This is a genomic window from Mesorhizobium sp. 43Arga (assembly GCF_053714255.1).
The window spans coordinates 95599-113778 of the sequence record NZ_JBSKBO010000009.1 but is presented as its reverse complement, the minus strand read 5'-3'; the positions used below and the strand labels follow the sequence as shown (position 1 = coordinate 113778).

At 63.3% G+C, this 18180-nt stretch carries 15 protein-coding genes and 2 pseudogenes; 6 read left to right on the top strand and 11 right to left on the bottom strand.

Annotated features, from left to right (window positions below; translation table 11 throughout):
* The first annotated feature begins 143 nt into the window (after positions 1–143).
* The 3 genes from ACWGS8_RS26875 to ACWGS8_RS26865 all read left to right on the top strand — a co-directional run bounded on the left by ACWGS8_RS26875 (position 144) and on the right by ACWGS8_RS26865 (position 5647).
* Positions 144–2438 (top strand): peptidase domain-containing ABC transporter, encoded by a 2295-nt coding sequence (locus ACWGS8_RS26875; RefSeq protein WP_454583750.1) that lies wholly within the window; start codon positions 144–146, stop codon positions 2436–2438.
* An 82-nt stretch (positions 2439–2520) separates the two neighbouring features.
* Positions 2521–3882, top strand: a complete 1362-nt coding sequence (locus ACWGS8_RS26870) for an HlyD family type I secretion periplasmic adaptor subunit (RefSeq protein ID WP_454583749.1) — start codon at positions 2521–2523, stop codon at positions 3880–3882.
* 28 nt (positions 3883–3910) lie between these two features.
* Entirely contained in the window at positions 3911–5647 is a 1737-nt protein-coding gene (locus ACWGS8_RS26865; RefSeq protein ID WP_454583748.1) for an SEL1-like repeat protein, read from the top strand.
* Here the strand turns inward: ACWGS8_RS26865 and ACWGS8_RS26860 are convergent.
* From ACWGS8_RS26860 to ACWGS8_RS26830, 7 genes and pseudogenes are all read right to left on the bottom strand, one after another.
* Complete coding sequence (locus ACWGS8_RS26860) at positions 5644–5829, bottom strand: ArsR/SmtB family transcription factor (protein ID WP_454583747.1); 186 nt, start codon at positions 5827–5829, stop codon at positions 5644–5646. The genes ACWGS8_RS26865 and ACWGS8_RS26860 overlap by 4 nt on opposite strands.
* A gap of 51 nt (positions 5830–5880) precedes the next feature.
* Positions 5881–6288, bottom strand: a complete 408-nt coding sequence (locus ACWGS8_RS26855; RefSeq protein ID WP_454583746.1) for a DUF427 domain-containing protein — start codon at positions 6286–6288, stop codon at positions 5881–5883.
* A 78-nt stretch (positions 6289–6366) separates the two neighbouring features.
* Positions 6367–6587: pseudogene (locus ACWGS8_RS26850) on the bottom strand (Arm DNA-binding domain-containing protein); the annotation flags it as partial.
* A gap of 288 nt (positions 6588–6875) precedes the next feature.
* Positions 6876–8438, bottom strand: coding sequence for a glutamine-hydrolyzing GMP synthase (guaA, locus tag ACWGS8_RS26845; protein ID WP_454583745.1), 1563 nt, complete (start codon positions 8436–8438; stop codon positions 6876–6878).
* 55 nt (positions 8439–8493) lie between these two features.
* Positions 8494–9159, bottom strand: coding sequence for a 5'-methylthioadenosine/S-adenosylhomocysteine nucleosidase (locus ACWGS8_RS26840; protein ID WP_454583744.1), 666 nt, complete (start codon positions 9157–9159; stop codon positions 8494–8496).
* Positions 9159–9617, bottom strand: coding sequence for a PaaI family thioesterase (locus tag ACWGS8_RS26835; protein ID WP_023686843.1), 459 nt, complete (start codon positions 9615–9617; stop codon positions 9159–9161). Before ACWGS8_RS26835 ends, ACWGS8_RS26840 begins: the two co-directional genes overlap by 1 nt.
* Positions 9618–9743: 126 nt before the next feature.
* Positions 9744–11033 carry an RsmB/NOP family class I SAM-dependent RNA methyltransferase gene (locus tag ACWGS8_RS26830; RefSeq protein ID WP_454583743.1) on the bottom strand — a complete coding sequence of 430 codons (1290 nt, stop codon included), beginning with the start codon at positions 11031–11033 and terminating at the stop codon, positions 9744–9746.
* 302 nt (positions 11034–11335) lie between these two features.
* Here ACWGS8_RS26830 and ACWGS8_RS26825 point away from each other — a divergent pair, with 302 nt between their 5' ends.
* Positions 11336–12013 (top strand): MIP family channel protein, encoded by a 678-nt coding sequence (locus ACWGS8_RS26825; RefSeq protein ID WP_454583742.1) that lies wholly within the window; start codon positions 11336–11338, stop codon positions 12011–12013.
* Positions 12014–12085: 72 nt separating this feature from the next.
* Here the strand turns inward: ACWGS8_RS26825 and katG are convergent, their stop codons facing one another.
* On the bottom strand, positions 12086–14284 hold the full coding sequence (gene katG, locus ACWGS8_RS26820) for a catalase/peroxidase HPI (protein ID WP_454583741.1): 2199 nt from the start codon (positions 14282–14284) through the stop codon (positions 12086–12088).
* A gap of 161 nt (positions 14285–14445) precedes the next feature.
* Here katG and ACWGS8_RS26815 point away from each other — a divergent pair, with 161 nt between their 5' ends.
* The gene (locus ACWGS8_RS26815; protein ID WP_454583740.1) at positions 14446–15354 is read left to right on the top strand and encodes a hydrogen peroxide-inducible genes activator; all 909 of its coding nucleotides are present in this window, start codon (positions 14446–14448) and stop codon (positions 15352–15354) included.
* On the opposite strand, the pseudogene ACWGS8_RS26810 reads toward ACWGS8_RS26815, so the two are convergent.
* From ACWGS8_RS26810 to ACWGS8_RS26800, 3 genes and pseudogenes are all read right to left on the bottom strand, one after another.
* A pseudogene (locus ACWGS8_RS26810) lies at positions 15317–15681 on the bottom strand (ATP-binding cassette domain-containing protein); the annotation flags it as partial. The gene ACWGS8_RS26815 and the pseudogene ACWGS8_RS26810 overlap by 38 nt on opposite strands.
* Before the next feature lie 12 nt (positions 15682–15693).
* Positions 15694–16209, bottom strand: coding sequence for a hypothetical protein (locus ACWGS8_RS26805; protein WP_454583739.1), 516 nt, complete (start codon positions 16207–16209; stop codon positions 15694–15696).
* A gap of 12 nt (positions 16210–16221) precedes the next feature.
* Positions 16222–17097 (bottom strand): class I SAM-dependent methyltransferase, encoded by an 876-nt coding sequence (locus tag ACWGS8_RS26800; RefSeq protein WP_454583738.1) that lies wholly within the window; start codon positions 17095–17097, stop codon positions 16222–16224.
* 32 nt (positions 17098–17129) lie between these two features.
* On the opposite strand from ACWGS8_RS26800, the gene ACWGS8_RS26795 reads away from it, so the two are divergent.
* On the top strand, positions 17130–18038 hold the full coding sequence (locus ACWGS8_RS26795) for a LysR family transcriptional regulator (protein ID WP_454583737.1): 909 nt from the start codon (positions 17130–17132) through the stop codon (positions 18036–18038).
* Positions 18039–18180 lie beyond the last annotated feature (142 nt).

Genomic DNA, 18180 nt, shown 5'->3' with positions numbered 1-18180 from the left:
TTAAAAGTTTACAAATCGCTAATTTTCGACTTTACTAATATATTGGTGTGGAGGGTGTCTGCGGATTGCACGATCGGTGGCCGCAAGGTCTGTGCATTCGAGTTGGGCTTGAACCCTCGCCCTGCGTGCCGGATCAGAAGTCCATGGTAAACGTGCCCGTAAACGCAGAAACCCAGACCCGTGCCGGCACTGAAGTCGAGGCTGCAACGCACCTCGCGGACGCGCAGAACGCTGCCGCCCGGGTCCCTGGCGGTCCCGCCGAATTCGACAAGATCGGGCCACGCCTCAAGGCGATGCTGCGCGCCGCCCGCTATCACGGTGTCGAGCTCGACCCGAACGAATTCAGGGCCGCGAGCGCGGTTCCGGCCGCCGCCGATCTGTCGCAGTGGGCGCAGGACGCCGGCATGTGGTCACGGGCCGTGCGCATCCGCTGGCCCCACCTTTTGCGCTTCCAGGAAACCGGACCGGTTGTCTTGTTGTTCAGTGATGGCGGCGCGGCCCTCCTCACCGGGGCGAGTGCCGAGCGCAACGTCGTCTTCCTCAAAAGTGCGGATGCACCCGACGATGGTGAAGCCGTCGCCATCGACGAGTTACGGCTGTCGCAGGTGTGGACGGGCGAGGCACTGCTACTGCGCGCCACACGATCCTATGTCGCCGCGGACGCGCCCTTCACCCTTCGCTGGCTCGCCGAACTGGTGCGGCTCGAGAGCCACGCCCTGCGCGATATCACCATCGCCTCGTTTACGCTGAGCGTCCTTACCATCCTGCCGCCGCTCATCGTCATGACGGTGGTCAACAAAGTGCTGCAGTTCAACAGCATCTCGACGCTGGTGCTGTTGTCGGCGGTGATCGCCGTGGTTTTCGCCTATGAGACGCTGCTTGGCCATGCGCGGCGGCTGATCATCAACGTCGTCGGCGCCCGTCTGGACACCAAGTTGCAACTGCACGTCTTCAGCCGGCTGCTACGCCTGCCGCTCGACTATTTCGAACGGCATCCGGCGGGCGAGACGATGTATCACCTGGCCCAGGTCTACCGCATCCGCGAGTTCCTGACCGGAAAACTCCTCAGCACGTTCCTGGATCTGATCACGCTGTGCGTGCTGGTACCAGTCATATTCTACATCAACGCCGCCCTCGCCTGGATCGTGCTGGCCTGCGCGGTGGTGATCCTGCTGATCATCCTCGCCTTCCTGAGGCCACTGCGCCGCAGATACCAGCGGGTTGTCGACGCCGAAACCTGGAAGGCGGCGGCGCTCGGCGAAACAGTCGTCGGCATCAAGACGGTGAAGGCGCTCGGTCTCGAGCCGCAGCGCAAGGCGCTCTGGGACGAGCGGGTGGCGGAAGCGGGAAAGGCGCGTCTCGCCTTCGGACAGCTGGCAAGTTGGCCGCAGACCCTGGTCACGCCGATCGAACGCGTGATGGTGCTCGGCACCATGCTGATCGGCGCCTATCTCGCGATGAACGACCGCACCGGCTACATGGTCGGCGGCTTGTTCGCGTTCATGATGATCGCCCAGCGCGTGGCGCAGCCACTGGTTGGCCTGGCCCGACTGGTTGAAGACTACGAGGAGGTCGGTGCGGCGATCGGCGAGGCAGCGTCGGTCCTTAACCGGCCGCTGGAGAGCAGTTCGAATTCCACCGGCCTGAGACCCAGGCTGGTCGGCGAGGTCGTGTTCAGCGACCTGACCTTTAGCTATATCGCCACCAAGACACCGGCGCTTGACCGGGTCAGCTTCCACATTCCCGCTGGCAGCATGTTTGGCATCGTTGGGCGAAGCGGGTCGGGAAAATCGACAATCGCGCGCCTCCTGCAGGGCATCAATCGCGACTACAGTGGTTTCCTCAAGCTAGACGGCGTCGACCTCAAGGAAATCAACCTTCGCCATCTCCGCCAAGGGCTCGGCGTAGTCCTCCAGGATAACTTTCTGTTCCGCGGGTCGATCCGCGATAACATTATCGCCGGGCGCCCAGGGCTCACGCTTTCCGACGCCATGCGTGCCGCGCACCTCGCTGGCGCACAGGAATTCATTGAGCGCATGCCTAATGGCTATGACACCTACATCGAGGAAGGTTCGCCTAATTTGTCAGGCGGTCAAAAGCAGCGGCTGGCGATCGCCCGCGCCCTCATACACGATCCGACAATCCTCATCCTCGACGAAGCGACCAGTGCACTCGACCCAGAGAGCGAGGCAGTGGTTAGCGCCAATCTCATGCGCATCGCCAGCGGGCGCACCATGATCATCGTTTCGCACCGGCTGTCTTCGCTGACAGAATGCGACAACATTCTCGTCATGGATCAGGGCAAGGTTCTTGACGTCGCACCGCACACGTCACTGCTTGAACGATGCGCGCTTTATCGCCAGCTGTGGTCGCAGCAAAACCGGCACCTTGATGGTCGTCATGGCCGCCCGGTCGCCATCCCGCCGCGGTTAGTTTGACGATGCCACGACCATACGCCGTTGAGATCCGAAACCCATGAGTAGCACCTCTCTCATCACCCTCCCCGCTCGGCGGCAGCGTATGGAAAAGCGGGATCCGACAACGCCAGTCATACTCGAGTTCCAATGGCCATCGACCGCGGTTGCCAACGCGCCTATTCCGCAGGCGGCGCGCGGCATCGTCTGGATCGTCGCGAGTCTGGTAATCGCGCTGATCGCCCTAGCAGGACTGATACCTGTCGATCAGGTGGTGACGGCCAGAGGGCTCGTGGTTTCGAAATCGCCCAACATCGTCGTACAGCCACTAGAGACCGCGATCGTGCGCTCGATCGACGTTCGTGAAGGACAGCACGTCCAGGCCGGCCAGGTCCTTGCTCGCCTCGATGCGACCTTTGCCTCAGCCGACCTGGCGGCACTTGCGATGCAGGTTTCGACGTTCGAAGCTGAGGTGGCGCGGTTGAAGGCGGAAGCGGACGGCCAGGTCTTCAACTATGACGGTCTCGATCCGAGCTGGACCTTGCAGGCATCGATCTTTGAGCGTCGTAAGGCGGTATATGACGCTAAGGTCGAGAATTTCGACCGCCAGCGCGACGAGCTCAATTCCGTAATCTCGCGTTCGCTATCGGATGCAGAGGGCTACCGCCAGCGGCTCGCGGTTGCGGGCTCGATCGAAGAGATGCGCAAGCAACTCGAAGCAAGGCAGGTGGGCAGCCGCCTAAATACACTGCTCGCCGAAGACAATCGTGCGGAAATGTCCCGGGCGCTCGGCAATGCCGAGCAGACGGCGCAAGCCGCAAAGCTCCAGCAGGCGGCCGTGGCCGCCGAGCGCGACGGCTACATTCAAGGTTGGCGAGCGGATGTTTCGCAGAGCCTGTCCGAGGCGAGTTCGCGGATGTCCGACGCCCGCGAACTTCTCAACAAGGCAAAGCTACGCAAGCAATTGGTCGAGTTGAAAAGTGAAGCCGACGCCATCGTCCAGTCGGTGGCAAAGGTCTCGGTCGGTTCGGTCCTGCAGTCCGGCGAGCGGTTGATTACGCTGGTGCCGGCCAACGCGGCGCTTGAGATCGAGACGAACATCGTCGGCCGAAGCAGCGGCTTCGTGCATGTCGGCGACCAGGTGGTTATCAAGTTCGACACATTCCCCTATTCGCAATATGGCCTCGCCCATGGCACCGTGCGGGCGCTCAGTCCCGATTCCTTCTCCGCGCAGGAGCAAGCACGCGATCCCAACAGCTCTCTGGCCATGCTGCCCTCGGACGCCGAGCCGTTCTATCGCACGCGCATTTCCATCGACCAGGTTGCCCTCCACGGCGTGCCCGCCGGTTTCAGCGTCAGCCCCGGCATGCCGGTCACCGCCGACGTAAAGGTCGGCCGCCGCACTGTGCTCAAATACATTCTCGGCGTGATGCTGCCCATCGGGCAGGAAGCGATGCGCGAACCATAGAACACTGTGCGATCAGGGGCTCGGATCGATGACAATCCTGGATCGACTGACTGGTCTGGCCTCCCCGGCGGCGGCCTTGCGCAGGGCGATCCATCTTCTGGATAGCGGCAAGCCTGCAGAGGCTTTTCCGCTGATGGCGACTGCAGCGCGTGCAGGGATCGTCGAAGGCGAGTACCGGGTGGCGCGTTGCTATCTCGAAGGTTCGGGTGTGCCGCCAAGCCGCACGGAAGGCGCGCGATGGCTGCTGCGGGCGGCCAACCACGGAAGCGCCGAGGCGCAAGCGCTCCTCGCCGCTCTTTATCTGACCGGACTGGTGGCTCATGAAGCTTACAGCGAGGGCGCCGAATCCAATCAATTGTTCAAACCCGACTCCTCGGGCAAACCAGACTTCACGGCCGCTTACGACTTTGCCACCAAGGCGGCCCAGGCAGGCTCGGCCACGGGACAGGCGATCCTCGGATATATCCTTACCAGCGGACCCAAGTCGATGCGCGATGCCGTTGCGGCTCACCGCTGGTACGAGAAGTCGGCTTCTGCCGGCTGCGCCGAAGGGTGCCTTGGCTTTGCCCTGTCGCTGGCCCGCGGCGGCAAACGCGAAAACAGGGTCAGGATTGCCCAAGAGGTAAGGCGCGCAGCCGACGCCGGCCTGCCCACCGCAACTTACCTGCTGGCGGTTCTTACCGAGCACGGCCTGGGCGTGGCACGCGACATGGCGGCCGCCTCTCGACTTTATCAGGCTGCTGCAGAGAAGGGCCTGCCCTCCGCCCAGTTCCGGCTGGGATTGGCGCTGATTGACGGTGCACTCATTGCCCAGGATGTCGCTGCTGGAGAGGCGTGGATGCGGCGTGCTGCCCTGGCCGGCAACATCGAGGCAGCCCACCTTCTGGGCAATCGCTATGCGAAGACGCAGCCGTCGGATTTTGCGGAAGCCGCAAACTGGTATCGGCGCGCAGCCGATGCGGGCCATCAAACCGCCGCCCGCGCCTTGGCCTCCCTCTACTTGACGGGGAACGGCGTTGCCCAGGATGTTGAAGAGGGAGCGCGCTTGCTGCGCGCTTGCGCAAATAGCGGCAATCAGGAAGCACAGGTCGATCTCGCCAATCTCGTCCTGGGAGGAGGAGGCGAACCGGATGACCGTGCAAGCGTGTCCGGATGGTTCGAAGCGGCTGCTTCATCGGGCGACCTGATCGCGGCATTCAATCTTGGGCTCTGCTTCGCCAACGGAGTCGGGGTCCGTCAGGACGAGGGACAAGCTGCGCAATGGCTAAGGCGCGCTGCCGAAGGGGTTCCCGACGCGCAATACATGTATGCTCGCCTCCTCCTGGAGGGACGCGGCGTTGCGGCCGACCCGTCGCAGGCCCGCGTTTGGTTTGCCCGGGCCGCCAAGGCCGGTATGCGCGATGCGCAAGTGGCGCTTGCCGAGATGCTGCTCAACGGACGGGGGGGCCGGCGTGAGCCAAAGGTTGCCATGCAACTTTTCGAGCGCGCCGCCGATGACGGTCATGCCGGGGCGATGTTTGCCCTTGGCGCGCAGTACGGCGCTGGCCAAGGCCTGCCGGTCGATCAAGCGGCGGCGCGGAAATGGTACGCCGCAGCTGCCGAACGTGGGCATGGCCATGCCCAACTCATGCTTGGGCGTTATCTTCTCAAGGGTCTCGGCGGCGAGCGCGACGCGGTTGCAGCTCGCCTCTGGCTTGAACGCGCGGTCGCGAACGGGATCAATGAAGCCGCCGACGAACTGGGGTCTGCGGGCGGGTCCGACTAGCGCGATGTGTAGCAGATCCAAACGCCGTCCCGGCGGGCCTTCACCAGACCAAGCCTGCACAACTGGCCCAGATAGATTGAAAGGGAAGCATTGCTGAGCTTCATCTTCTTGCCGAGGACATTCACCGACATCTCTTCGTCGAGCAGATAGGCCAGGATGGATAGCCGGTGCGCGCTTCCCATCACTGCCAGGAGCGCGCTGACGATTCCGTCGCCACTTCCTTCGTCGCATTACTATTCCGGGAGGTGGGGCGTATGCCGTTTGTCCTCGGCCGGATCGGCTTCGATGCGGGCCCTGTGCGGGTCGAAAGCGCCGTGACGAGCGATGCCCAGGAAGGCCGTTTCGGGAGTTTCATAGGCCCACATGAAGTTATCGGCGGATGCACCGGCTGCATGAACGCGCCAATAGCCGGCCGTGCCCCGTGCGGACTCCGAGGTGGCGTTGGTTTTCTCCAACAGCTCGAAATAGACGTCCTCGAACGGGATGTAAAAGACCGGATCTCGCCCGGCTTCGTAAAGCAGTTTTGCGCGCTCGCTGGACGCAACAATGGCGTCTGAGAATCTGACCGTCACTATGCCATCGAAGGCCACGATGGCAGGGGGCGACGGAAAATACTCGGGACTCATGAGTGAGGTTTGCATTTTAGCACTCCGTGACTACGTCATCATGCAAACGCCACTCACTCGTCCTAGTTCCCGCCAGGCGCGCAGTCCCATGGCGCGCCTCGCGTCGATGCACTTCTCCCGAGCCCGGGCGAGAGAAATTCCGTCGCGTCCGTACCTTCCCAGATAGATGGTCTCCCGGCGGCCGTTGAGCCTGTAATCAAGGCGGAAGGAGATCGCGCCACTTGGCATAACGCGAACATACATCCCGTCGCGGTCTGCACTTTGTAGATTTTTTCTTTTGGTTTCAATGCCTTGAGGGCAACGTCCGTCAACATTCGTATTGCCTCTTGAAAAGTACCGTCAGCGCAATTTCAAGGGCTCGTGGTATCGATTGCCTTTTTACTTTCAATACCTTAAGGCAAAAAAGTACCGTCACGAGCACGATTGTCGTGACGGTACTTGAAAAACTTGTTCGAGCAATATGTCTGAGGTCCGTCAGGCAGGCCGCCAAAGCCAGCCAAACTCTGTGTGCCGATAGTCACCGAATGCCGGTGAGAGGATTTTTTTTCAGTGGCTTGCGTCGTATTGCAGCGTAGATTCAGCGGCGTTTGTGTAGGCCTGAATCACTCCCATTCGATCGTGCCAGGCGGCTTCGACGTGACGTCGTAGACGACGCGGTTGATGCCGCGGACCTCGTTGATGATGCGCGTGGCGGCGGCGCCCAGGAAGGCCATGTCGTAGTGGTAGAAATCCGCCGTCATGCCGTCGACCGAAGTGACGGCACGCAGCGCACAGACGAATTCGTAGGTGCGGCCATCGCCCATCACGCCGACGGTCTGCACCGGCAAGAGCACGGCGAAGGCCTGCCAGATGGCGTCGTAGAGACCGGCCTTGCGGATCTCGTCGAGATAGATGGCATCGGCCTCGCGCAGGATTTCCAGCTTCTCGCGGGTGATGCCGCCCGGGCAGCGTATGGCAAGACCAGGACCAGGGAACGGATGCCGGCCGATGAAGCTTTCGGGCAGGCCGAGCTCCTTGCCGAGCGCCCTCACCTCGTCCTTGAACAGTTCGCGCAGCGGCTCGACGAGCTGCATGTTCATGCGCTCGGGCAGGCCGCCGACATTGTGGTGCGACTTGATGGTCACCGACGGGCCGCCTGTGAAGGAGACGCTTTCGATGACGTCGGGATAGAGCGTGCCTTGCGCCAGGAAGTCGGCGCCGCCGAGCTTTTTGGCTTCCTCCTCGAACACTTCGATAAACAGCCGGCCGATGGTCTTGCGCTTCTTCTCGGGGTCAACCTCGCCTTCCAGCGCCGAGATGAATTTGTCCGAAGCATCGACCAGGATCAGCGGTAGATTGTAATGCTGGCGGAACATCGCCACCACGCCCGCCGCCTCATCCTTGCGCATCAGGCCATGGTCTACAAGGATGCAGGTGAGCTGGTCGCCGACCGCCTCGTGGATCAGCAACGCGGCAACCGAGGAATCCACGCCGCCCGACAGCGCGCAGATGACCTTGCCCTTGCCGACCTGCTTGCGGATCGCCTCGACCGCGTGTTCGCGGTAGGCGCGCATCGTCCAGTCGCCTTCGATGCCAGCAATGTTGTGGACGAAGTTCCTGAGCAGCCTGGCGCCATCGGGCGTGTGCACCACCTCGGGGTGGAACATGATGCCGTACATCTTGCGCTCGACATCGCCGAAGATGGCGAAGGGTGAGCTTTCCGACTTGCCGAAAACCTGAAAACCCGGCGGCAGGGCGATGACGCGGTCGCCGTGGCTCATCCACACCTGGTGGCGCTGGCCGGTGGCCCACAGGCCTTCGAACAGCGGGCTGTCCTTCTCGATCTCGACGAAAGCGCGGCCGAACTCGCGATGGTTGGAGCTTTCGGCGACGCCGCCCATCTGCACGCACATGGCCATCTGGCCATAGCAGATGCCGAGCACCGGCACGCCGGCATCGAAGACGACCTGCGGCGCGCGCGGGCTGCCGATATCCGATGTCGAAGCCGGGCCGCCGGACAGGATGACGGCTTTGGGATTGATGCGCTTGAACGCCGCCTCGGCCGACTGGAACGGCACGATCTCGGAAAACACGCCGGCCTCGCGGATGCGGCGGGCGATGAGCTGAGTAAACTGGCTGCCGAAATCGACAATCAGGACGGTGTCGGGATGATTGGCTGTTTTCATGGCGAGCGTTTAGAGAAAGAAATGAGTCGATGCAATGGGTTACAAAGCCTGACTTTCAGAGGGGTCTGGCCTGGTCGTCGGATGGAGCCGTCCGCAGCTGACCCGAGCCGATCGCCTGTTCGAGCCGCATGACGGCGTCGGCCAGCCTTTCGTCGATGACGTGCAGATATTCGGTCCAGTCGCCGACATGCCTGAGGTCCGCCGCGCCGTCGGAAATGCCGCGCAGCCCGATCAAGGGCACATCGAACAGCTGGCAGGCGCGCAGGCAGGCGAAGGTTTCCATGTCGACCATGTCGGCCGCGATTGCATCATAGGCAACGCCGGTGATGATGGCGCCGCCGGTCGACAGCGTGGCTTGCCTGATTTCAGGAATACGAAACGGCAGCGGCACGGTGACCGGCAGATCGAGAAAAGGGGTCGCACCCCTTTCGAAACCCAAGGGCGAGGCATCGATGTCGCGATAGCTGACGGAGACGGCCTGATAGATTTCCGTCTGTTCCAGGGTCCGGCTACCGGCCGAGCCGAGCGAGACGACAAGGTCCGGCAACGCCTTCTCCGACTTCAGCCAGGACAATTCCGCGCCCAGCCGAACGGCTGCCTCGACCGGGCCGACACCAGTCATCAGCGGCGTGAACAATTTTTGCAGATGCGGGCCATATTCGGCCTGCGCCGCCATGACGAAGAGGACGTCCTTGCCGCCAATTCTCGTAACGTTGGCCATCACCCCGCTATCCCATCACGCCCGACCACCGTCATCATCGTTCCCGTCATGGTGGCGATGAGCTTGGCCTCGCCGTCGGCGGCGAAGGCGTAGGCTTGGCCATCGGCGACGATGATGGTGCGGCCGGGCTTGGTCACCGAGCCCCGGAACAGGAACCGTTCGCCCCTGCCGGGCGCCAGAAGGTTGACCTTGAATTCGATGGTCAGCACGCCGGAATTTTCCGGCATGAGCGAAAAGGCCGCGTAACCACAGGCCGAGTCCAACGCCGTCGAGATGACGCCGGCATGCAGGAAGCCGTGCTGCTGGGTGAGCGCCGCCGAATAGGGCATCTCGATCTCGATGATGCCGGGCGTCACCAGTGTCAGCTCGGCGCCGATCGTCGCCATCGCCTGCTGGCGCGCGAAGGACGCCCTGACGCGATCCTCATAATCGGGAGCTGGTACGATCTTTGCTGCCATCGCAATTGCCTTCGTTTGTCTGGCAAAGCTTATTGCAGAGGGATGGGCGGCAGGCAATCGCAATTGCTGCACTGCAACAATCCGCCCCGTTGGCCGCCATGCGGAGATATTGGCTATCCGGCTGGCTCAGTTGGCCCGGCGCAACGCGCAGAAATAAAACCCGTCGGTTCCGCTCAGCAATGGCGACAGTGAGATATCGCCAGCGGAACCGATCCGCGCGGCCGCCTCGTGGCCCGGAAAATGACTATCCCACAGTGCGCGGTGGTCGACTGGAACAAAGCCGCTGCTGCGCTCGCGAAACGCCGCGATCTGCTCCGCATTTTCCTCAGAGAATACCGAGCAGGTGATGTAGACCAGCAGGCCGCCGGGTTTGACATACGCTTGTGCCGCATCGAGGATCGCCGACTGCTCGCCCTTGCGGGAATCGAGCTGCCTTTGCGTCAGACGCCATTTGGCATCGGGACGGCGCCGCCAGGTGCCGCTGCCGGTACAAGGCGCGTCGACCAGCACGATGTCCATGTGATTGGAGAGCGGAGCGAGTTCGGCCGGCTTGGTGACGACCTGCACATTGCGGTTTTCCGAGCGGCGGATGCGGTCGAAGATTGGCGCCAGCCGCGCCTTTTCGGCATCATGGGCAAAGATCTGGCCGCGATTGTCCATCGCAGCCGACAGTGCCAGCGTCTTGCCGCCAGCGCCGGCGCAAAAGTCGAGCACCTGCATGCCGGCCTCGGCGCCGGCAAGCGTCGCCGCTATCTGCGAGCCCTCGTCCTGGACCTCGAACCAGCCTTTCTGGAAGGCCGGCTCGGCCTGCACGTTCGGATGCCTGCCGTCGCCGTCGATAGGCGGAATGCGGATGCCGAGCGGCGCGATCCGCGCGGCCTGCGCCCCTGTATCGGCCAGTTCCTTGAGCACCCTGGCGCGATCGGCCTGCAGCGTGTTGACCCTTATATCGAGTGGCGGGCGGGTCGCCAGCGCGGCGCCCTCCCCGACCCATGCCTCGCCAAAAGCCCGTTCGAAAAGCGGTTCACACCAATCGGGTATGTCGGCGCGCACCGCGGGCGGCGCGTCGGCAAGCCGGCGACCGACGATCGTCTGCAACTCGGTGGCGCTGAGCAGCGGCGGTGCGAACTTGTCGCCGTCGAGCGCGTCGTTGAGCGACTGCGCCGTGTGGCCCCATTCGAGCAGCAATGCGCCGAATCCGACGGCACGCGGCGTGTCTTCACCGAGCAGCCAGCCGGCGGAGCGTTTGTGGCGCAGCGCGTCGTAGACGATGTTGCCGATCGCCGCGCGATCACCGCCGCCGGCGAAGCGGTGTGACAGACCCCAATCCTTCAGCGCATCGGCCACCGGCCGGTGACGCCGGCCAATGTCCTCCAGCACTTCGATGGCCGCAGCCAGCCGTCCGCCCAGTCGCATTGATCATTCCATCAAATCGAGATTTATCGCCTGCTCTTAGAGCCTTTCGCGTCCGGATTGAACCCCGCTCCGTGACGCGACGAAGAGGCAGCCTGAAATCTGTCCGATCGATAAATATCGCGGGCCGGCAACAGCAGATCAATCAATAGATGCAAGATCTCTAATGTTCGCAATTGGCGACCGCAAGCACGGCCTGTGGCGCAACCGCTCTGCTTTCCAAGTTTTTCCGTTGGGAATACTCTTCACACCATGATTCGCGGCGCGGAAAACGCGGACCGGCGGATCGCTACGAGGAGAGGGCAATGAAGACTTATCTGGCTGAAGTTCTAGGCACATTTCTGTTGGTGTTCATCGGCACGGCGTCGGTGGTGACGGGCGGCTTCGGCGGCGCGCTCCCGCTCGGCCAGGAAGGTATCGGTCTGGCATTCGGCATCGGCCTGATCGCGGCGGCCTATGCGATCGGTCCGATTTCGGGCGCGCATCTCAATCCGGCAGTGACGCTCGGCGTCTTCCTCGCTGGCCGGCTGCCGGCCAAGGACGTCATCCCCTACTGGATCGCGCAGATCATCGGCGCCATCCTGGCTTCGCTGGCACTGTGGATCATCGTTTCCGGCAAGACCAGCGAACCCATCACCAACTTTGGCGCCAATGGCTGGGACGTGGCGAAATGGGGCATGAGCTCGGCCTTCCTGTGGGAGCTGATCGGCACCTTCACCTTTGTCACGGTGATCCTCGGCGTGACCGCTGAAAAGCACTCGACGGCGTTTGCCGGCCTGGTCATCGGCCTGACGCTGGCCGGCATTCACTTCGCCATGATCCCGGTCACCGGCACCTCGGTCAATCCGGCCCGCTCCATCGGCCCGGCGCTGTTCACCGGTGGTGCGGCGCTCAGCCAGCTCTGGCTGTTCATCGTCGCGCCGCTGATCGGCGGAGCCATCGCTGGCGTCGTCGCCAAGGCACGCATCTTCGAGAAGGATTGATCTCGAGAGCCTGAATGCAAAAGGCGCGGGCCACGGCCCGCGCCTTTTTTGTTGGATAGAACTTTGTCTGGATCAGCCGGCGATGTCGAAACGATCGGCGTTCATCACCTTGGTCCAGGCCACGACGAAGTCTTTCGCGAACTTCGCCTTGGCGTCCGTCGTCGCATAGACTTCGGCCAGCGCGCGCAGTTGCGAGTGCGAACCGAAGATCAGGTCGGCACGGGTGCCGGTCCACTTCACTGCGCCGGTCTTGCGGTCGCGGCCTTCGAACACGTCCTTGGCGTCAGACGTCGCCTTCCACTCCGTGCCCATGTCGAGAAGGTTGACGAAAAAGTCGTTGCTTAGCGTTTCCGGCTGTTTGGTGAACACGCCATGCTTCGACTGCCCGGCATTGGCGCCGAGAACGCGCAGGCCACCGACGAGGACGGTCATTTCCGGCGCGGTCAGCGTCAGCAACTGCGCCCGGTCGACCAGCGCCTCCTCGACGGTGAGCCGCTGCTTGTCGCTGACATAGTTGCGGAAGCCGTCAACAGTCGGCTCGAGCGGCGCGAAGGAGTGAATGTCGGTCTGCTCCTGCGAGGCGTCCATGCGACCTGGCCAGAAGGGAACGTCGACGCTGTGACCGGCGGCCTTCGCAGCCTTCTCGATCGCCGCATTGCCGCCGAGAACGATCAGGTCGGCCAGCGAGACTTTCTTGCTGCCGGTCTGTGCGGCATTGAAGTCCTTGCCGATCGCCTGGAGCTTGTCGAGCACCTTGGCGAGTTCGGCCGGCTGGTTGACGGCCCAGTCCTTCTGCGGGCTGAGGCGGATGCGCGCGCCATTGGCGCCGCCGCGCTTGTCGGAACCACGGAAGGTCGAGGCCGAGGCCCAGGCCGTCGAAACCAGCTGCGATACGGACAGGCCGGAGGCCAGAATCTTTGCCTTGAGCGCCTCGGCATCCTGCTCGTCGATCAGCACATGATCGACCGCCGGGATGACGTCCTGCCAGGGCAGCTCTTCCTTGGGAACCAACGGTCCGAGATAGCGGGCGACCGGGCCCATGTCGCGGTGGGTCAGCTTGTACCAGGCGCGGGCGAAGGCGTCGGCGAACTGATCCGGGTTCTCGTGGAAGCGCTTCGAGATCGTTGCGTAGGAGGGATCGAAACGCAGCGCGAGGTCGGTGGTCAGCATGGAGGGTGCGTGGCGCTTGGCCGAATTGTGTGCGTCCGGCACCGTGCCGGCGCCGGCGCCACCCTTCGGCGTCCACTGATGCGCGCCTGCCGGGCTCTTGGTCAGCTCCCAGTCAAAGCCGAACAGATTGTCGAAGAAGTTGTTGCTCCATTTGGTCGGCGTCGTCGTCCAAATGACTTCCAGACCGCTGCCGATGGCGTCACCGCCCTTGCCGGTGCCGAATTTGCTCGCCCAGCCAAGGCCCTGCTGCTCGATATCGGCGCCTTCCGGCTCGACACCCACCAGGCTCGCATCGCCCGCCCCGTGGGTCTTGCCGAATGTATGGCCGCCGGCGATGAGGGCTACGGTTTCCTCGTCGTTCATCGCCATGCGTGCGAACGTGTCCCTGATATCGCGCGCCGCGGCCAGCGGATCCGGATTGCCGTTCGGCCCTTCCGGGTTGACGTAGATCAGGCCCATCTGCACGGCGCCGAGCGGGTTCTGCAGGTCACGGTCGCCGCTGTAGCGCTCGTCGGCCAGCCACTTGCCTTCGGGACCCCAGTAAACGTCCTGCTCTGGCTCCCAGACGTCGGCGCGGCCGCCGGCAAAGCCAAAGGTCTTGAAGCCCATCGATTCCAGCGCGACGTTGCCGGTGAGGATCAGAAGGTCGGCCCAGGAGATCTTGCGGCCATACTTCTGCTTGATCGGCCACAACAGCCGGCGGGCCTTGTCGAGGTTGACGTTGTCCGGCCAGCTGTTCAGCGGCGCGAAACGCTGCTGGCCAGCCCCGGCGCCGCCGCGCCCGTCGGCGATGCGGTAGGTGCCGGCGCTGTGCCACGCCATGCGGATGAACAGCGGCCCGTAATGGCCGAAGTCGGCCGGCCACCATTCCTGCGAATCCGTCATCAGCGCATGCAGATCCTTGATGACGGCGTCGAGGTCGAGGCTCTTGAATTCCTCGGCATAGTCGAACGCCTCGCCCATCGGGTCGGACAGGGATGACTGCTGGTGCAGGATCTGGACGTTCAGCTGGTTCGGCCACCAGTCACGGTTGGTCCTGCCAACGGCTCCGTGCGCGACCGGGCATTTGCCCGCGCTGTTGTCGTCGGTTTTCGCGTCCATATCACTGCTCCGATTTTGCCGAGGTTTGATTTTGCCGAGGTTGATTTTTGCCAAGATTTTGGGCCGACCGGCGACCGCACCAATCTGGAACGGTTCCAGACTAGGCCGCATTGCTGATAAAAACAAATTGCCTTTCCTGTTCATTTCGATAGGATTTTCTTATGATCGGATTGACAGTTCGCCAGATGCATTATTTCGACGCGCTGGCGCAGACGCTGCATTTCGGCCGTGCGGCAAAACTGGCCGGTGTCAGCCAGCCGGCGCTGTCCTCGCAGATCGCGGAGATGGAGCAACGGCTGAGCTGCCGGCTCTTCGAACGCGGCGGCAAGTCGGTCCGCATGACCGACGAGGCGGTCGCCCTTATGCCGCGCATCGAACGCATCCTGGCCGAGATACGCGATGTCGAAACGACGGCAAGGCGCGGCCGCACGGCCATGGAGGGACGCTTCCGGCTGGGTATCATCCCGACCGTCGCGCCCTATCTCCTGCCGCGCGCCTTGCCCGAACTGAAGAAGCATTTCCCGGCCCTGCTGCTCGAATTGCGCGAGGCGGTCACCGCCACGCTGGTCGATGACATCGCCTCGCGCAGGCTCGACGCCTTTATCGCAGCGCTTCCGCTCGATCATCCAGGCCTGATCACCGAGGCGCTGTTTCCCGACCGGTTCTTCCTCGCCGTCCCGGCTGGCGACCCGGCCTTCGCCTCGCCGCCCGTTCCGCCCGAGAGCCCGGCACTGGAAAGGCTTATGCTGCTGGAGGAAGGCCATTGCCTGCGCGAACAGGCGCTGGCGGTCTGCGGCAATGTGCGGCCGGTGGCGATGGCCAGCTATGGCGCCACCAGTCTGACGACGCTGTTGCAGATGGTGGCGCACGGGCTCGGCGTCACGCTGATCCCCGAAATGGCGACCGGCCCCGCCGGCACCATCCCGGACCTCAAGATCGTGCCGTTCCAGGAGCCGATGCCGCAGCGCATGATCTGCCTTGCCTGGCGACGCAACAATGCAAGGCATGGCGAATGCGTCGAACTCGCCAAGATCATGCGCAGCCTCGGCGCCGCGGTGTTGGCCGCTTGAACCCAACTCGGAGAACGCGGGACAGAAACTCGCGGGTGCGCGGCGATTTCGGGTTGGCGATCATCTCGCGCGGCGCGCCACGTTCGACGATCACGCCGCCATCCATGAAGACGAGATGATCGCCGATCTCGCGGGCAAAGCCGATTTCGTGTGACCACGACCATCGTCATGCCACTCTCGGCCAGATCGCGCATCACCTGCAGCACCTCGCCGACCAGTTCCGGGTCGAGCGCCGATGTCGGCTCGTCGAAAAAGCACCTTCGGCTTCATCGCCATGGCGCGCGCGATCGCCACGCGCTGCTGCTGGCCGCCGGAGAGTTCGCGCGGACTTCCGAGGACCTAGGAGGCCGCCGCATCACCGGCCGTGGCGCGTGTCGCATTCTGCACCAGAAAATAGAACGCGGCGATGTGTGTGATCATCAGCAGCGGCACGTAGATGACGGGGATGGCGTAGGTGGCGCCAAACAATCCCGCATGGGCGGGAAGATCGGCCTGAATGGCCTGGTAGTAATCGACAATGAGGTCGATGGTCCCGACGACATTGAAGGTGACGACGAAGAGCCAGAAAAGCGGGCGTATCCTTAGGGTAAGCAGTGCCAGCATGGCCAACACCCCGGTTGCGAAGTCGCCATAGGCGGCAAAGGTGGCGAAGCTGGCGGGCAGGTCGGGGCTGACGACGCCCGGAAGGATGAAGACGAGTCCGAAGAAGCGGAAACTGTGCAGGGTGGCAATGGCGCGTTGCGCTGCGAACCCCTCCATCGAGCTCAGCCAGGGCCAGATGTAGGCACCGAAACACAGCAGCCATGCGACATAGCCGAGAACGAGATGGGTCTGGAAGAGGATCTCCGTCGACATTGTAGTCTCCCGTCAGCTGTTGATCGGCGCGGTCTCGAACACCGCGGTCAGGATGCCGAGCCGGCCTTCCATGAGATTTCGTCCCAGATTGGCTGTAAGCTCGGCGAAGTCCGGCCCCATCACCACGCCGAGATTTGGCGAAGGTGGCGGACCCGACGCCCGCAACTTTGCGAACCAGGCCTTGGCGGCCTCGGTGTCGTCTTGCCATGCCAGCATGTGGAAGCCGGCCGGTTCGATCGCCTCGCGCGTCGCGTCGATTGTCAGGAGGAAGCTCGTCGCCGGTGTTCGCGCCCAGGGAAGCGGATAGTGCGGCTGACCGCCGCTTAACACCACGTCGAAGGTGGCAAACCTGCCGCCTGATTTCAGCACGCGCCGAATCTCGCGATAGAGCCGCGCCCGGTCGGAGATGTTCATCGCTACATGCTGCAGCAGCACGATGTCGAAACGGCCGTCATCGAACGGAAGCTCCAGGGCGTTGGCGGTCTGGAACAACAATTGCCCGTTCTGTCCCGTGCGTTCGGTCAGATAGCGCGCGGCATCCACGAAAGGCTCGCTGAGATCCACGCCGGTAACCCGGCAGCCATAAGTCGCGGCCAGGAAGCGCGCCGGCCCGCCGATGCCCGAGCCGACGTCCAGAACAGACATGCCGGCGTTGATGTCAGCCAATTGGGCGAGCTCGGCGGTGGCCGCAAGCCCACGGGTGTGAAACTGGTCGAGGGTGCCCAGTTGCTGCGGCGTGAGAAGCTGATCCTCAGGGCCGAAGGCAGCCAGTACCGTCCTCAACCGTTCAGTCAGGCCGGTCGCGCGATAGTGGTCGCGCACTCCATCAAAGTCGTCGGTCATGGCAAGATGCTCCTTTCTCAGAGCCTTACCTAAACCTGCTTCCATCGTTCGACTATCCGCTGTAATTACAACAACCCATGAAGCAGAACTACACAATCCGACACGGCGCGCTGGAGGGCGTCGAGGTGTTCCTGGCTGTCGCCAGACACCGCAACTTCCGCCGCGCCGCCGCCGATCTCGGCGTGACGCCGTCCGCCGTGAGCCAGGCGGTGCGCGCGCTGGAAGCCCGCATCGGCGCGGCGCTGTTTGTCCGCACGACGCGCAGTGTCGGTCTGACCGAGGCCGGTCAGCGCTTCCTCGACCGTGCCGGCCCTGGCTTCGAGGAGATCGTCGCCGCAGGCGAGGCCGCGCGTGACATCGGCCAGCGGCCGACCGGCCTGCTGCGCCTGTCGGTGCCGCGCGCCGTCGTGCCGTTGATCCTTGAGCCGGTGATCGCGTCGTTCTGCCAGGCCTATCCCGAAGTCGAACTGGAGATCGCTGCGAGCGACGAGATGGTCGATCTGGCGACCGGCGGGTTCGACGCCGGCATCCGCCTCGGCCAGTTCATCGCCACCGACATGGTGGCGGTGCGGCTGACCCCGTCCTTCTCGTTCGTTGTCATCGGCAGTCCCGACTATTTTGAGCGCCATGGCCGCCCCGAGCGTATCGACGATTTGCGCCAGCATGCCTGCCTGCGCCTGCGCCGTTCGAACGGCGCCATCGCGCCCTGGACGTTCGTCGACGGCAACGAAGCGATCGAGGCGATGGTCTCGGGTCCCCTGATCGCCCACGACTATCCGACATTGCTCGGGGCCGCGATGCGAGGGATTGGGCTGGCGCAGATCCCGCGACCGGTCGCCGAGGGTCCGATAGAACAGGGAAAACTCGAGCCTGTGCTGGAAACCATCGCGGCGACGACGCCTGGCGTCTTCCTGTATCACACTGGGAAGCGCCAGATCCTGCCGAAGCTGCGCGCCTTCATCGATCACCTCAAATCCACGATCTGAGGCAATCAAGGGTGCCGCCCCCTTGGCGCTTCCCCGGCTACGCCGTCTTCTGCGCCACAAGCCCAGCTCTTCCACCATCGCCTGACGCATCAGGAACTTCTACGACTAGCCGGTCACCGTCATCGGCGATTCGATGCGGAAG

Excerpts from the sequence above, each read along its gene's own strand:
- ACWGS8_RS26875 (WP_454583750.1), top strand. The coding sequence starts at position 144 with ATGGTAAACGTGCCCGTAAACGCAGAAACCCAGACCCGTGCCGGCACT.
- ACWGS8_RS26870 (WP_454583749.1), top strand. The coding sequence starts at position 2,521 with ATGGAAAAGCGGGATCCGACAACGCCAGTCATACTCGAGTTCCAATGG.
- ACWGS8_RS26865 (WP_454583748.1), top strand. The coding sequence starts at position 3,911 with ATGACAATCCTGGATCGACTGACTGGTCTGGCCTCCCCGGCGGCGGCC.
- ACWGS8_RS26860 (WP_454583747.1), bottom strand. The coding sequence starts at position 5,829 with ATGGGAAGCGCGCACCGGCTATCCATCCTGGCCTATCTGCTCGACGAA.
- ACWGS8_RS26855 (WP_454583746.1), bottom strand. The coding sequence starts at position 6,288 with ATGCAAACCTCACTCATGAGTCCCGAGTATTTTCCGTCGCCCCCTGCC.
- guaA (WP_454583745.1), bottom strand. The coding sequence starts at position 8,438 with ATGAAAACAGCCAATCATCCCGACACCGTCCTGATTGTCGATTTCGGC.
- ACWGS8_RS26840 (WP_454583744.1), bottom strand. The coding sequence starts at position 9,159 with ATGGCCAACGTTACGAGAATTGGCGGCAAGGACGTCCTCTTCGTCATG.
- ACWGS8_RS26835 (WP_023686843.1), bottom strand. The coding sequence starts at position 9,617 with ATGGCAGCAAAGATCGTACCAGCTCCCGATTATGAGGATCGCGTCAGG.
- ACWGS8_RS26830 (WP_454583743.1), bottom strand. The coding sequence starts at position 11,033 with ATGCGACTGGGCGGACGGCTGGCTGCGGCCATCGAAGTGCTGGAGGAC.
- ACWGS8_RS26825 (WP_454583742.1), top strand. The coding sequence starts at position 11,336 with ATGAAGACTTATCTGGCTGAAGTTCTAGGCACATTTCTGTTGGTGTTC.
- katG (WP_454583741.1), bottom strand. The coding sequence starts at position 14,284 with ATGGACGCGAAAACCGACGACAACAGCGCGGGCAAATGCCCGGTCGCG.
- ACWGS8_RS26815 (WP_454583740.1), top strand. The coding sequence starts at position 14,446 with ATGATCGGATTGACAGTTCGCCAGATGCATTATTTCGACGCGCTGGCG.
- ACWGS8_RS26805 (WP_454583739.1), bottom strand. The coding sequence starts at position 16,209 with ATGTCGACGGAGATCCTCTTCCAGACCCATCTCGTTCTCGGCTATGTC.
- ACWGS8_RS26800 (WP_454583738.1), bottom strand. The coding sequence starts at position 17,097 with ATGGAAGCAGGTTTAGGTAAGGCTCTGAGAAAGGAGCATCTTGCCATG.
- ACWGS8_RS26795 (WP_454583737.1), top strand. The coding sequence starts at position 17,130 with ATGAAGCAGAACTACACAATCCGACACGGCGCGCTGGAGGGCGTCGAG.